The sequence below is a fragment of the Streptomyces mutabilis genome (assembly GCF_014649815.1).
Taxonomy (GTDB): Bacteria; Actinomycetota; Actinomycetes; order Streptomycetales; family Streptomycetaceae; genus Streptomyces; species Streptomyces mutabilis.
Genome location: NZ_BMTT01000031.1, coordinates 1 through 13,855 on the forward strand (window position 1 = coordinate 1; position 13,855 = coordinate 13,855).

The 13,855-nt window shown below is 72.2% G+C and carries 12 protein-coding genes and 1 pseudogene; 6 read left to right on the forward strand and 7 right to left on the reverse strand.

The annotated features are described in order from the left end of the window. Positions 1-66: 66 nt before the first annotated feature. Positions 67-864, reverse strand: coding sequence for a carbon-nitrogen family hydrolase (locus IE142_RS32630; protein WP_191889078.1), 798 nt, complete (start codon positions 862-864; stop codon positions 67-69). 221 nt (positions 865-1,085) lie between these two features. On the opposite strand from IE142_RS32630, the gene IE142_RS32635 reads away from it, so the two are divergent. Further along, positions 1,086-1,910, forward strand: a complete 825-nt coding sequence (locus IE142_RS32635; RefSeq protein ID WP_191889079.1) for a maleylpyruvate isomerase family mycothiol-dependent enzyme — start codon at positions 1,086-1,088, stop codon at positions 1,908-1,910. 107 nt (positions 1,911-2,017) lie between these two features. On the opposite strand, the gene IE142_RS32640 is transcribed toward IE142_RS32635, so the two are convergent. Together IE142_RS32640 and IE142_RS32645 are read right to left on the reverse strand one after the other, a co-directional pair. Beyond that, positions 2,018-3,328, reverse strand: a complete 1,311-nt coding sequence (locus IE142_RS32640) for an MFS transporter (RefSeq protein WP_191889080.1) — start codon at positions 3,326-3,328, stop codon at positions 2,018-2,020. After that, positions 3,325-3,975: a GntR family transcriptional regulator gene (locus IE142_RS32645; RefSeq protein WP_191889081.1), complete on the reverse strand. Its 651-nt coding sequence runs from the start codon at positions 3,973-3,975 to the stop codon at positions 3,325-3,327. The genes IE142_RS32640 and IE142_RS32645 overlap by 4 nt, the downstream gene beginning before the upstream one ends. A 206-nt stretch (positions 3,976-4,181) precedes the next feature. Between IE142_RS32645 and IE142_RS32650 the strand changes: the two genes are divergently transcribed. The 3 genes from IE142_RS32650 to IE142_RS32660 all read left to right on the forward strand — a co-directional run bounded on the left by IE142_RS32650 (position 4,182) and on the right by IE142_RS32660 (position 6,574). After that, entirely contained in the window at positions 4,182-5,141 is a 960-nt protein-coding gene (locus IE142_RS32650) for a D-alanyl-D-alanine carboxypeptidase family protein (RefSeq protein WP_191889082.1), read from the forward strand. 105 nt (positions 5,142-5,246) lie between these two features. After that, positions 5,247-5,594, forward strand: a complete 348-nt coding sequence (locus IE142_RS32655; RefSeq protein ID WP_100048851.1) for a GntR family transcriptional regulator — start codon at positions 5,247-5,249, stop codon at positions 5,592-5,594. Continuing rightward, on the forward strand, positions 5,591-6,574 hold the full coding sequence (locus IE142_RS32660) for an SdpI family protein (RefSeq protein WP_191889083.1): 984 nt from the start codon (positions 5,591-5,593) through the stop codon (positions 6,572-6,574). The genes IE142_RS32655 and IE142_RS32660 overlap by 4 nt, the downstream gene beginning before the upstream one ends. A gap of 325 nt (positions 6,575-6,899) precedes the next feature. Here the strand turns inward: IE142_RS32660 and IE142_RS32665 are convergent, their stop codons facing one another. Genes IE142_RS32665 through pdhA form a run of 3 tightly spaced genes read right to left on the reverse strand, consistent with a single transcriptional unit; the run spans position 6,900 to position 10,537 of the window. Continuing rightward, complete coding sequence (locus tag IE142_RS32665; protein ID WP_191889110.1) at positions 6,900-8,330, reverse strand: dihydrolipoamide acetyltransferase family protein; 1,431 nt, start codon at positions 8,328-8,330, stop codon at positions 6,900-6,902. 19 nt (positions 8,331-8,349) lie between these two features. Beyond that, positions 8,350-9,315, reverse strand: coding sequence for an alpha-ketoacid dehydrogenase subunit beta (locus IE142_RS32670; protein WP_191889111.1), 966 nt, complete (start codon positions 9,313-9,315; stop codon positions 8,350-8,352). Between the two features lie 16 nt (positions 9,316-9,331). Continuing rightward, on the reverse strand, positions 9,332-10,537 hold the full coding sequence (gene pdhA, locus IE142_RS32675) for a pyruvate dehydrogenase (acetyl-transferring) E1 component subunit alpha (protein ID WP_191889084.1): 1,206 nt from the start codon (positions 10,535-10,537) through the stop codon (positions 9,332-9,334). Positions 10,538-10,860: 323 nt separating this feature from the next. Here pdhA and IE142_RS32680 point away from each other — a divergent pair. Continuing rightward, a pseudogene (locus IE142_RS32680) lies at positions 10,861-11,447 on the forward strand (response regulator). 117 nt (positions 11,448-11,564) lie between these two features. Continuing rightward, on the forward strand, positions 11,565-11,975 hold the full coding sequence (locus tag IE142_RS32685) for a pyridoxamine 5'-phosphate oxidase family protein (RefSeq protein ID WP_191889086.1): 411 nt from the start codon (positions 11,565-11,567) through the stop codon (positions 11,973-11,975). 80 nt (positions 11,976-12,055) lie between these two features. Here IE142_RS32685 and IE142_RS32690 read toward each other — a convergent pair whose 3' ends face one another. Further along, complete coding sequence (locus tag IE142_RS32690) at positions 12,056-13,681, reverse strand: protein kinase domain-containing protein (RefSeq protein ID WP_191889087.1); 1,626 nt, start codon at positions 13,679-13,681, stop codon at positions 12,056-12,058. Positions 13,682-13,855 lie beyond the last annotated feature (174 nt).

The window sequence follows — 13,855 nt, forward strand, 5'->3', positions numbered from 1 at the left end:
CGGCGAAACCGCACCTTACGACTCCCTGGACAACCCCACCCGAGCCATAACTTCACGGCCTTGGGGCTAGTGCCCGGGGGTGTCCAGGCCCAGCACCCGGTCCTTCAGGGCCGGGAACTGCTCCCTGGTCCGGGCCGCCTTCGCCGGGTCGAAGTCCACGTTGAGGATCTCCTCGTCGGCGCCGGCCTCGGCCAGCACCTCGCCCCACGGGTCGACCACGATCGAGTGGCCGGCCTGCGGGACCGAGGCGTGCGTCCCGGCCGTTCCGCAGGCGAGGACGAACGCCTGGTTCTCCACCGCCCGTGCCCGCGCCAGGAGCGTCCAGTGGGAGCGGCGGCGCTCCGGCCAGCCCGCCGGGACGACGAGGGTCTCGGCGCCGGCGTCGACGAGGCCGCGGAAGAGTTCGGGGAAACGGAGGTCGTAACAGGTCGCCACGCCGAGGGTGGTCTCCGGCAGAGGGACCGTCACCAGCTCGCGTCCCGCGCCCATCAGCACGGCCTCGCCCTTGTCGAAGCCGAAGCGGTGGATCTTGCGGTAGGCGGCGGCCAGGTCACCGGAGGGGGAGAAGACCAGAGACGTGTTGTAGAGCGTCCCGTCCCGGTCCCGTTCCGGCACGGAGCCCGCGTGCAGCCACACGCCCGCGTCGCTCGCCGCCTTCGCCATCGCCTCGTACGTCGCACCCTCCAGCGGCTCCGCCTCCGCGGCGAACCTCTCGAACGCGAACGCCCCCGTGGTCCACAGCTCCGGCAGGACGACGAGGTCGGCGGCGTCCGCCCGCTCCCGGACGAGGGACGCCACGCGCCGACGGCGCGCTTCAACCGTTTCGTCCTCGTTCACGGCGATTTGGATCAGAGAGGCGCGCACACTACCACCGTCCTGGCATTCGACCCGTCCACACGGGCCTACGATCGTCACACGAAAGCACTGCCGGGGTGCCGCACAGCAGCGTAACTTGGGGGTCCTCCCGGATCGAGCGCAGCCGAGAGCCGGGGGAGTGCCAAGCCGACGCCGACCGCAGCCACCTCCCACTGGCACCGCCGCCGCCACCACCCGCCCGTGTACCGACCGCCGAGGGGTCCCGTTCCGTGAGTCTGCATCCCACCCTCCAGCCCTACGCCGACGCTTGGACTCACTCCATCGAGGCGATATCCGAGCTGGTCCTGCCGCTCGCGGAGGCGGAGTGGAACCGGCGCACCCCCTGCCCGGCCTGGTCGGTGCGGGACGTCGTCTCCCACGTGATGGGGCTGGACTCGGAGATGCTGGGCGACCCGCGCCCCATCCACACGCTCCCGCGCGACCTGTTCCACGTCACCACCGACCACCAGCGCTACATGGAGATGCAGGTCGACGTCCGCCGCCACCACACGGCGCCGGAGATGACGTCCGAGCTGGAGTACATGATCATCCGGCGCAACCGCCAGCTGCGGAACGAGTCCCGGGACCCGGGCACGAAGGTGCGCGGCCCGCTCGGCGCCGAGCTGACCCTCCAGGAGGCGATGCGCCGGCACGCCTTCGACGTGTGGGTGCACGAACAGGACCTGCGCAAGGCCCTCGGCCGCCCCGGCGACCTCGACTCCCCCGGCGCGCACATCGCCCGTGACGTGCTGCTCGACGAGCTGCCGGCCGTCGTCGCCGAGCGGGCGAACGCGCCGCGCAGCTCGGCCGTCGTCTTCGACGTCCACGGGCCGGTCGAGTTCCTGCGCACCGTCCGCGTCGACATCCAGGGCCGGGGCACCCTGGAGACGTCCCCGGCCCTCGGCCCCGCCGCGACCATCGCCCTCGACTGGGAGACGTACGTCCGCCTCGCCTGCGGCCGGGTGACTCCCCGGGCGACGGAGGACCGCGTCAAGACGGAGGGCGACCCGGACCTGGCGGCGGCCATCCTGCGCAACTTCACGGTGACGCGGTGAAGCAGGCGGACACCTCCGGACCGTCCGGCGTTTGAGGGGCCTTCCGGGCCGAAGCGGGGGCTCGGGGGCGGCGCATCCCGGCCCGCCCCGTCCTCCCCGCCGGGTGCCTACGCGGGAACGTGCACCGTCTCCACCCGGCTCGCCACCAACCGCTCCCGCTCCCGGCGCGCCGCCCGCCTCCGCAACCGCAGGATCTGCGTCACCCCGAGCGTCTGGAGCACGAACACCGACGAGAACGCGACGGTGTAGTCGTCGCCGGTCGCGTCCAGCAGCACGCCGATCGCGAAGAGCGTGGTCATCGACGCGAGGAAGCCGCCCATGTTCGTGATGCCGGACGCCGTCCCCTGCCGCTCCGGCGGATTCGCCGGCCGCGCGAAGTCGAAGCCGATCATCGACGCCGGTCCGCAGGCGCCCAGCACCGTGCACAGCACGACGAGCAGCCACATCGGCGCCCGGTCGGCCGGATAGGCCAGCGTCGCCGCCCACAGGGTTGCCGTCGCGCCCACCGTGCCGAGCGCCAGCGGCAGCCGCGCCGCGTGGTGCCGGGCGATGACCTGGCCGTAGACCAGACCGACCGCCATGTTGGTGAGCACGACGAGGGTGAGCAGCCCGCCCGCCGTGCCCCGGGTCAGGCCCTGCGCCTCCACCAGGAAGGGCATCCCCCACAGCAGCAGGAACACCATCGCCGGGAACTGGGTGGTGAAGTGCACCCACAGCCCGAGCCGCGTCCCCGGCTCCCGCCAGGACATGGCGATCTGGCGTCGTACGTACGCGGCGCCCTGGTGCGGCATCGGCTCCGGCTCGTGCCCCTCGGGGTGGTCCTTGAGGAAGAGCAGCAGCAGGACCAGCACCACGACACCGGCCAGCGCGCTGCCCGCGAACGCGGCCGTCCAGCCGATGCCGTGCAGCAGCCGGGCCAGGACGAGGGTGGAGACCAGATTGCCCGCCATGCCGACCAGCCCGGCGAGCTGGGCGACCATCGGCCCGCGCCGCGCCGGGAACCAGCGGCTGCCCAGCCGCAGCACGCTGATGAAGGTCATCGCGTCCCCGCAGCCCAGCAGCGCCCGCGAGGCGAGCGCCATGCCGTACGACGGGGAGAAGGCGAAGCCCAGCTGCCCCACCGTGAACAACACGACGCCGATGCCGAGCACCTTCTTGGTGCCGAGCCGGTCGACCAGCAGGCCGACGGGGATCTGCATGCCGGCGTAGACCAGCAGCTGGAGGATTGAGAAGGTGGACAGGGCCGAGGCGTTGACGTGGAAGCGGTCGGCGGCGTCGAGGCCGGCCACCCCCAGGGACGTACGGAAGATGACGGCGACGAAGTAGACGGCGACGCCGATGCCCCAGACGGCGATCGCGCGCCGGCCGCCCGGAGGATCCCCGGGCAGGGCCTTGCCGGCCGACGTGGCCGGACTCATCGGACCTCCCCCCGGGCCAGGTGCGAGAACCAGCCCACGTGCCGGTGGACCACGCCGACGGCCGCCTCCGCGTCCCCGGAGCGCAGCGCGTCCAGGATCTCCCCGTGCTCGGCCAGGGTCTTGGCGATCCGGTCGGGGTGGGAGTGCATGACGGCGACGCCCATGCGCAGCTGGCGGTCGCGGAGCTGGTCGTAGAGGCGGGAGAGGATCTCGTTGCCGCCGCTGCGGACGATCTCGGCGTGGAAGCAGCGGTCGGTGACGGAGGCGGCGGCGAAGTCACCGGCGGCGGCCTGCTCCTGCTGCCGGGCGAGCAGTTCCTCCAGCCGCTCCACCAGCCCGGGCGGGGCGGGTACGGCCTTGCGCGCCGCGTGCTCCTCGACCAGCAGCCGGGTCTCCACCACGTCGGCGATCTCCTGCGCGGAGACGGGCAGCACCAACGCGCCCTTCTTCGGGTAGAGCCGGATCAGCCCCTCGACCTCCAGCCGCAGCAGCGCCTCGCGCACCGGCGTGCGGGACACGCCCACCGCTACGGCGAGCTCCCCCTCGGTGAGCAGCGTTCCGCCCTCGTAGCGGCGCTCCAGGACGCCCTGTTTGACGTGGGTGTAGACGCGGTCCGCCGCTGGGGGCTGCTTCACTGCCGTGGTCATGCCGACAGGATAGATACAACAGGGACACAAGAAGGACGCCGTCCACGATGCGGACGCCGCGCCACCCGTCAGAGGGACCCGGTCCCCTCGCCCCGCCGCCGCGCGACCATCCGTGCTATTCACATGTCGCACAGACACGGCCGAACCCGCACCGACCACAACTCGGCCGCGCCTCAGGGGAATTCGTCACAATCGGGGTACTCAACTTGATAAACGCCATTCCGGGCGCCCGCGTCCGCAGAGCCGTAGCCGTCGCCCTGACCAGCGGCGCCGTACTCGCGGCCGGCGCCCTCTCCACCACGCCCGCGCAGGCCGCGCCCGCGCACACGTCCGCTCAGGCCGCTCCCGCGCGAGGCGTGCCCGCGCGGGCCGCCGCCGCGCCGTCGATCGTCGCCAAGGGCGGCTTCGTGATGGACAACGCGAACGGCAGGGCGCTCTACACCAAGGCCGCGGACACCAGGCGCGCCACCGGCTCCACGACCAAGATCATGACCGCCAAGGTGGTGCTCTCGCAGCCCAAGCTGAACCTGGACGCCAAGGTCACGATCCAGATGGCGTACAGCGACTACATCGTCTCGAAGAACGCCTCCTCCGCCCGCCTCATCGTCGGTGACAAGGTGACGGTCCGGCAGTTGCTGTACGGGCTGATGCTGCCGTCGGGCTGCGACGCGGCGTACGCCCTCGCCGACCGGTTCGGCTCGGGCAGGACCCGTGCGGCCCGCGTGAAGTCGTTCATCGGCAAGATGAACGCGGAGGCGAAGAAGCTGGGTCTGAAGAACACCCGCTTCGACTCGTTCGACGGCATCGGCAACGGCGGGAACTACTCCACGCCGCGCGACCTCACGAAACTGGCGGGCAGCGCGCTGAAGAACTCCACCTTCCGCACGATCGTGAAGACGAAGAAGTACACGGCGAAGACGGTCACGAGGAAGGGCGGCACCCGCACGATGGCGCCCTGGGTCAACACCAACACGCTGCTGGGCAGTTACAGCGGCGCGATCGGCGTGAAGACCGGCTCGGGTCCGGAGGCCAAGTACTGCCTGGTCTTCGCCGCGACCCGGAAGGGGAAGACCGTCGTGGGCACGGTCCTGACCTCGTCGTCCTCGGCGCAGCGCGCCAAGGACGCGACCAAGCTCATGGACTACGGCTTCGCCAGGACGAACTGAGCCGGCCCGACCGCGCGAGGGGCCCGTCGCCACCGCGACGGGCCCCTCTCCCCTTCCGGCGCGCGCCAGCCCGCTGGAGCTTATGGTGATAGTGTCATTAGCACCATGCTGCTGAGTCTGGACACAACCGACACCCGCCCGCTCCACGAACAGGTCGCGGGCGCCGTCCGGCGCGCCATCGCCGAGGGCGAGTGCGCCCCCGGGGACCGCCTGCCCTCCGCGCGCGACCTCTCGGCCGCGCTGGACGTCAACGTCAACACCGTGCTGCGCGCCCTGCGCGGACTGCGGGACGAGGGCCTGCTGGAGTTCCGCCGGGGCCGGGGGGTGACCGTCGCCGAGGGGGCCCGGCCGCACTCGGGCCTGCAGATCCGCGTACGGGAGCTGGTCGCCGAGGCGGCCCGGCTGGGCTACAGCAGGACCGATCTCATCGACATGATCAGGGGGATGCCGTGAGGGACACGACGGTGGCGGTGCGGACGACGGCGGTGGTCTGGACGGTCGGTGTCACGGCCGTGCTGGCCGGGATGCCGCTCATGGTGCGGGAGCGGCTGCCCGACCCGCTGGCGACCCACTGGGGGTCGGGATCAAGGGTGCCCGACGGATCGATGCCTCTGTGGGCGGCCTCCCTCTTCCCGGCGCTGATCTGGCTGGTCACGGCGGGGTTGACGCTCGGCGTGCTGCTGCGCGGCCGCTCCACGCCGCACCACCCGTGGACCGCCGCGACCCTGCTGCCCACCGGCATCGTGCTGGCCGGCGCGCAGGCCGCCCTCGTCCGGGCCAACCTGGACCGCGCCGACTGGCACGAGGCCCGGCAGCCGACCGGGTGGATCGTCGCGATCCTCGTCGCGGCCGTCGTCGCGGGAGTGGGCGCCTGGTTCGTCACCACCCGGCGCTCCGCGGACACCGCAGCCGCCGGTGCGCACGCGTCCGGCGCCCCGGCCCTGGACTTCCCCGACGGCCGACGGGTGGCGTGGTTCTCGCGGACCGCCAACCCCTGGCTCCGGCTGGTGGCGGCCGTGACCGGCCTCGTTGCCGTGGGGGTCCTCGTCGCCGTCGTCGGCGGCCTCGCGGACCCCGGCGGCCTGTGGGCGGCGTTCGCCGGCTGCGCCGTCGCGTCCTTGTCCTGCGCCCTGTTCTCCTCGGTGCAGGCGCAAGTCTCGGAGCGGGGCCTGGAGGTGTCCTTCGGTCCGCTCGGCTGGCCCGTGCGGCGCTGGGCGCCCGGCGACATCGACGCGGCGCGCGCCGAGGTGCGCGGTCCCGCCCAGGTGGGCGGCTGGGGTTACCGCGTCAGCGGCCTGGGCACCACGGTGATGCTGCGCGCCGGGGAGTGCCTGGTGATCCGGCCCCGGGGGCGCCGTACGGACTTCGCGGTGAGCGTCGACGACGCGGAGCGGGGCGCCGCCCTGCTCAACGCGGTGCGCGCGGGCCGGTGAGCGTCAGCGTCAGGACCCGGCGCGCAGTTCGGAGGAGTGGCGCATCGCCGTCGTGCCCGGCTCGCCGTGGGCCGGCGGGCGGCGGGCGGCGGGCGACAGCGGCGAGACCGGTACAGGATGTGCGCCCGGTGGCGCACGGGCGGCTTCGGGTTCACCTCGGGCACGGCTCCTGAGACCTCCGGACCGGCGGCCCGGCCTCCCTCTTGGCCCGGCTTTGGCCGCCCGGGCCCCCGGTGCCAGTGACATACGTCATCGACGGGCCGTGAACGACGGAGCCGCGTGCCCCGGGGCGGGACACGCGGCTCCGTTTCCCGTGTTTCCGTGCCTACGCCCAGCTGATCAACCGCTTCGGCTGCTCCAGGATCGCCGCGACGTCGGCGAGCACCTTGGAGCCCAGCTCGCCGTCGACCAGACGGTGGTCGAAGCTCAGCGCCAGCGTGGTCACCTGACGCGGCTTCACCTTGCCCTTGTGCACCCACGGCTGGAGCTTGATCGCACCGACCGCCAGGATCGCGGACTCGCCCGGGTTGAGGATCGGCGTACCGGTGTCGACCCCGAAGACGCCGACGTTGGTGATGGTCACCGTGCCGCCCTGCATGGCGGCCGGGGAGGTCTTGCCCTCCCGGGCCGTCGAGACCAGCTCGCCCAGGGACTCGGCAAGCTGCGGGAGCGTCTTGGCGTGCGCGTCCTTGATGTTCGGGACGATCAGGCCGCGCGGCGTGGCGGCGGCGATGCCCAGGTTGACGTAGTGCTTGACCACGATCTCCTGCGCCGCCTCGTCCCAGGAGGCGTTGATGTCCGGGTTGCGCTTGATGGCGACCAGCAGGGCCTTGGCGATGAGCAGGAGCGGGTTCACGCGCAGGCCGGTGAACTCCTTGTCCTGCTTCAGCTCCTCGACCAGCTTCATCGTGCGCGTCACGTCGACCGTCACGAACTCGGTGACGTGCGGCGCCGTGAACGCCGAACCGACCATCGCCGCCGCCGTCGCCTTGCGCACGCCCTTGACCGGGACGCGGGTCTCACGCGCGGTGTCGTACGACACCGCAGCCGGGGACGGGGTGGGGGCGACGGGGGCGGCGGCGGGAGCCGCGGCCGCCGGTGCCGTCGCGGGCTCGGGCGCCTGCACGAGGGCCACCGCCGCGTGCACGTCCTCACGGGTGATGACGCCGTCCGGGCCGGTCGGGGTGACCGTGGCCAGGTCGACGCCGAGGTCCTTGGCCAGCTTGCGCACCGGGGGCTTGGCGAGCGGACGGTCGCGGGTGGCCGGCGCAGCCGGTCCGTGGCCGTTCATCTCGGCCTGGATCGCGGCGGACGCCGCCGGCGCCTCCTGGGCCGGGACCTGGGCGCCCTTGCGGGGGCGGCGGCGGGTCGAGGAGGTGGACACCCCGTACCCGACCAGGACCGGCTGGCGGGCCTCGGGCTTCTTCTCCTCCGCGGCGTCGATCGCGGCCGGCGCCGCGGCCGTGTCCTCGACGGCCTCCTGCGCCGGTTCCGCCGCGGCCGCGTCGCCGACGGCCACCGCGATGATCGACGTGCCCACGTCGACCGTGGTGCCCTCGGGGAAGTGCAGCTCGCGGACCACGCCGTCGTAGGGGATGGGCAGTTCGACGGCGGCCTTCGCCGTCTCGACCTCGCACACCACCTGGCCGTCGGTGACGGTGTCACCGGGCTGGACGTACCACTTGAGGATCTCGGCCTCGGTGAGTCCCTCGCCCACGTCGGGCATCTTGAACTCGCGTACGGACCCTTCGGTCATCGTCGTCACGACCCTCTCCTCAGTACGCCAGCGAGCGGTCGACGGCATCCAGCACCCGGTCCAGGTCGGGCAGGTACTCCTCCTCCAGACGCGCCGGCGGATACGGCGCGTGGTAACCGCCGACCCTCAGCACCGGGGCCTCCAGGTGGTAGAAGCAGCGCTCCGTGATCCGGGCCGCGATCTCCGCGCCCGAGCCCAGGAACACCGGTGCCTCGTGGACCACGACCAGGCGGCGGGTCTTCTCCACCGAGTCCTGGATCGTGTCGAAGTCGACCGGGGAGATCGAGCGCAGGTCCACGACCTCCAGGGAGCGGCCCTCCTCGGCCGCCGCGTCGGCGACCTCCTGGCAGAGCTTCACCATCGGGCCGTACGCGGCCAGCGTGAGGTCGGAGCCCTCGCGCACCACACGCGCGGTGTGCAGCGGGCCCGGGATGGCCTCGGCGTCGACCTCGCCCTTGTCCCAGTAGCGCCGCTTGGGCTCGAAGTAGATCACCGGGTCGTCGCTCTGGATGGCCTGCTGCATCATCCAGTAGGCGTCCGCCGCGTTCGACGGGGAGACCACCTTGAGGCCGGCGACGTGCGCGAACAGCGCCTCCGGGGACTCGGAGTGGTGCTCGACCGCGCCGATGCCGCCGCCGTAGGGGATGCGGATGACGACCGGCATCTTGACCTTGCCCAGCGAACGGGCGTGCATCTTCGCCAGCTGGGTGACGATCTGGTCGTAGGCCGGGAAGACGAAGCCGTCGAACTGGATCTCCACCACCGGGCGGTAGCCGCGCAGGGCCAGGCCGATGGCGGTGCCCACGATGCCGGACTCGGCCAGCGGGGTGTCGATGACCCGGTCCTCGCCGAAGTCCTTCTGCAGGCCGTCGGTGACCCGGAAGACGCCGCCGAGCTTGCCGACGTCCTCGCCCATGATCAGGACCTTGGGGTCCGACTCCAGCGCGCGGCGCAGCGACTCGTTGATCGCCTTGGCCAGCGCCATCTTTTCGGCTGCCATGTCAGACCCCCTCGGCCTCTGCGAACGACGCCTGATAGGCGGCGAACTGGGCCCGCTCCTCGTCGACGAGCGCGTGCCCGTCCGCGTACACGTTCTCGAAGATGGCGAACCGGTCCGGGTCCGGCATGGCACGGACCACTTCGCGCACTCGTTTGCCCAACGCCTCGCTCTCCGCCTCCAGTTGTCCGAAGAATCCCTCGTCCGCGTGGTCTGCGGACTCCAGGAAGCGGCGGAGGCGCAGGATCGGGTCCTTGGCCTCCCAGGCGGCGCGCTCGTCGTCGTGCCGGTAGCGGGAGGGGTCGTCCGAGGTGGTGTGGGCGCCCATGCGGTACGTGTACGCCTCGATCAGCGCCGGACCCTCACCGCGCCGGGCGCGCTCCAGGGCCCAGCGGGTGACGGCGAGGGAGGCGAGGACGTCGTTGCCGTCGACGCGCACGCCCGGGAAGCCGAATCCCTGGGCGCGCTGGTAGAGCGGCACACGGGTCTGCTTCTCGTTGGACTCGGAGATCGCCCACTGGTTGTTCTGGCAGAAGAACACCACGGGGGCGTTGTAGACGGCGGCGAAGTTGAACGCCTCGCTCACATCGCCCTGGCTGGAGGCGCCGTCGCCGAAGTACGCGATCACGCCGGAGTCCGCGCCGTCCTTGGCCACGCCCATCGCGTAGCCGGTGGCGTGCAGCGCCTGCGAGCCGATGACGATGGTGTAGAGGTGGAAGTTGTTGCTGTTGGGGTCCCAGCCGCCGTTGTTCACGCCGCGGAACATGCCGAGCAGGTTGGTCGGGTCCACCCCGCGGCACCAGGCGACGCCGTGCTCGCGGTAGGTCGGGAAGACGTAGTCGTCCTCGCGGGTGGCCCGGCCGGAGCCGATCTGGGCGGCCTCCTGGCCCAGCAGCGAGGCCCACAGACCCAGCTCGCCCTGGCGCTGCAGGGCGGTGGCCTCGGCGTCGAAGCGCCGGGTGAGCACCATGTCGCGGTACAGGCCGCGCAGCTCGTCGGGGGTGATGTCGGCGACGTACTGGGCGTATTCGGCGTAGGCCGGGTCCTCGGTCCGTTCGCCCTCGGGCGTCAGCAGCTGCACCAGCTCCGTCTCGGAGCCCTTCGCGGCTGCGGTGCCGGTCTTGCGAGTGGTGCGCTTGGCGCCGGTCGTGCCGGCCGCCTTGCTTCCGGCGCTGCGTCGCGGCTTGCGCGCGGCAGTGCTCTCGGTCACGTGTGCTCCTCCGTCGGTCCGGCCCCCGGGTTCGCCGGAAGCCAGTGCGGCTCACCTGCGGCCCGGCGGACGCACAAGGGTGGGTGCGGCCCGTTCGGGAACAGGCGTGACAGGTGCCCCGGCGAGCGCCCTGCGAACAGCACGTTACCCAGTGCTCCACATTTCTGTGAAACCCCTCCTGACCTGCTTTTTTACTCGGATTTCCAAGTAAATCGGCGAAGTGCGGAAGTTTTACTGGTCACAGCCTCGCAGGGGGCCGGAACAACGGCACGTTATCCCGGCCACCCCGGGCACGGGAAGAGTCGGTGTGTGACACAGAGCGCGTGCCCGAAGACGGAGAAATCCGGGTATTCCTCCTCGACGACCACGAGGTCGTCCGCCGTGGCGTGCACGATCTGCTCGCGGGCGAGCCCGACGTCACTGTGCTGGACGTCCGGCTGCCCGACGGCAGCGGCGTGGAGGTGCGCCGCGAGATCCGCTCCCAAGGCGAGTCCGTGCGGTGCCTCGTGCTGACCTCCTTCGCGGACGACGAGGCCCTCTTCGACGCGATCACGGCGGGCGCCGGTGGGTACGTCCTCAAGGACATCCGGGGCGCAGAGTTGCCGGGCGCCGTACGGGAAGTGGCCGCGGGCAAGTCGCTGCTCGACCCGGCGGCCACCGCGCGGGTGCTGGAGCGGCTGCGCGAGGGCGTCACCCGGACCGACGACCGGCTCGCCCGCCTCACCGAACAGGAGCGGCGCATCCTGGAGCTGATCGGCGAGGGGATGACCAGTCGCGCGATCGGCGAACGGCTGCACCTCGCCGAGAAGACGATCAGAAATCACCTGTCGAGTCTGCTGGCCAAACCCGGAATGCAGCGGCGTTCGCAGGCGGCGGCCTCGTCGCGCGCCTTCAGGCCGAGAACCGCTGAGAGGCACCGGGCCACTGGGCACCACTGAGTACCCGGGCGGGGTTCTATTCGGGACTCACGTCCCTTCGTGCCGGGGCGACCGCCTCTGTCTCCTTTCCGTCCGCCCGCGCACAGTGGGTGCACGCCCTTCGAGCACAGCTCGCCGTCTGCCTGCTCGGCCGCACCGCCTACGGCCGGGCGGCCACCACCGTGCGCGCTCCGCCCTTCCTCGCCACCGCGCGGCACATCGTGGCCGACGGCCGGGTCCTGCTGCGCATGGCCAGGAGACGCGGGTACCACCAGGTGTGCGCCGGGAGCGTCGCCGCGTACGGCGCGGACGATCCCGGCTCCGCCGCGCCCGGCGAGAGCCTGTGGACGGTGCGGGTCGTGGGCAGGTGCCGAACCCACGAACCCAGCGCCGCCGAGATCGACCGGTTCGGTCCGGCACCGCGCCGGGTGGACGGCGAGCCGTTCGAGCCGGTCCATCCGCGGATCGAGCCGCGGCTCGGGTCGGTGCACGTGACGGAGGGGGCCGCCGGCGTGCTGTGACGGCCGGCTCGACCGCCCGGGAACGCGACGCGCGCGTGGCCCGGGGTCGGATCGCACGCGCGCGTGGGGAGTCGTTCCGGTCAGCCGCCTTCGCCACCCGGGGCGGTCGCGCCACCGGTCGGCTCACTGCCGGTGCCGCCGGTCGGGTCAGTGCCACCGGTCGGCTCACCACCGCCGTCCGTGGGCTCACCACCGCCGTCCGTGGGCTCGCCACCGCCGTCCGTGGGCGTGGACGGCTCCGTCTGACCGTCGGTCGGCTCCCCGGTCGGGTCGTCCGTCACGGTCTGGGACGGCGTGTACGACGGCGTGTACGGCTGGTCCCAGTCCCCGCCGGTGCCTCCGCTGCCGTTGTTCCGGTCCGTTCCCGGGTCGGTGTTCTCCTGCGTCTCCTCGTCGCTCGGCGAAGGGCTGGACGACTCGGTGCCGGTGCTCTGCGAGGTGGTCGCCGTCGGGCTCTTGTCCGTCTCGCCGCCGTCCTTGCCGCCCCCGTCGTTGTTCAGGGCCAGCGCGACACCGGCGGCGATGGCGATCACCGCGAGGACGGCCAGTATCCACAGCTTGCCGCGGCCGCCGCCCTTGTTGCCGTGGTTCTCGAAGCCGCCGTCGTCGCTCCCGCCGTAGCCGTTCGGCAGGATCGGCTGGGGGATCTGCTGGGTGCCGGAGGCGCCGTGGCCGGAGTTCGGCATCACCGCCGTGCCCGCGAGGCCGGCCGCGGTCGGGTGCCGGCCGTCGTGCGCGACGACCGGGCCGGTGTTCCAGGTGCCGGTGTGGCCGCCCTGTTCGTACAGCATCTGCAGCCCGTACTGGACCAGGCCGCGCATCTCCTCGGCGGTCTGGAAGCGGTCGTCGGGCTCCTTGGCCAGGGAACGCATCACCAGGCCGTCGAGCTCCGGCGGGCAGGCGTCGGAGGCCTCGGACGGCGGCGTCGGGATGTCCTGGACGTGCTGGTAGACCACCGACAGCGGGGTCTCGCCGGTGAACGGCGGGCGCAGCGCGAGCAGTTCGTAGAGCAGGCAGCCCGTCGCGTACAGGTCGGAGCGGTGGTCGACGGCCTTGCCGAGGGCCTGCTCCGGGGAGAGGTACTGCGGGGTGCCCATGACCATGCCGGTCTGCGTCATCGTCGTGGACGCGCCGTGCAGGGCGCGGGCGATGCCGAAGTCCATCACCTTCACGGCGCCGTTGTCGGTGATGATGACGTTGGCGGGCTTGATGTCGCGGTGCACGATGCCGTGCTGGTGCGAGTAGGCCAGCGCCTCCAGGACGCCGGAGACGATGATCAACGCCTGCTCGGGGCCCGGCGCCTCGGCGTTGAGCAGGAGGTCGCGGATGGTGCGGCCCTCGACGATCTCCATCACGATGTACGGCACGGACTGACCGCCGACGAAGTCCTCGCCGGAGTCGTACACGGCGACGATGGCGTGGTGGTTGAGCCCGGCCACCGACTGCGCCTCGCGCGTGAAGCGGGCCTTGGAGACCGGGTCCTCGGCGAGATCGGCACGCAGCAGCTTGACCGCCACGGTGCGCCCGAGGCGGACGTCCTCGGCGGCGAACACCTCGGCCATGCCGCCCCGCCCGAGTCTGCGGGTCAGCCGGTACCGGCCGTCGCCGACCAGGCCGCCGTTGCCCCAGTTCTCCGGCGCGTCAGACATACCGCCGCCAGATGCCTCGGGTTCGGACGGGCCCTGGGCGCGCTGCTGCTGTGCCATCAGTCCTCGCCGTCGTTTCTGCCCGCGGTGCGCGCGGTGTTGTTACGGTCTCCGTCGGCCACGCTACAGCCTCCGCGCAAGCCTCCGGTCCGAGATGGGCTGCCGGGACCGGCATCGAGACGGACCGGTCATGAAACCCTGGTTCCGTACTGCCGTGCAAATTCTGTGTGCCGG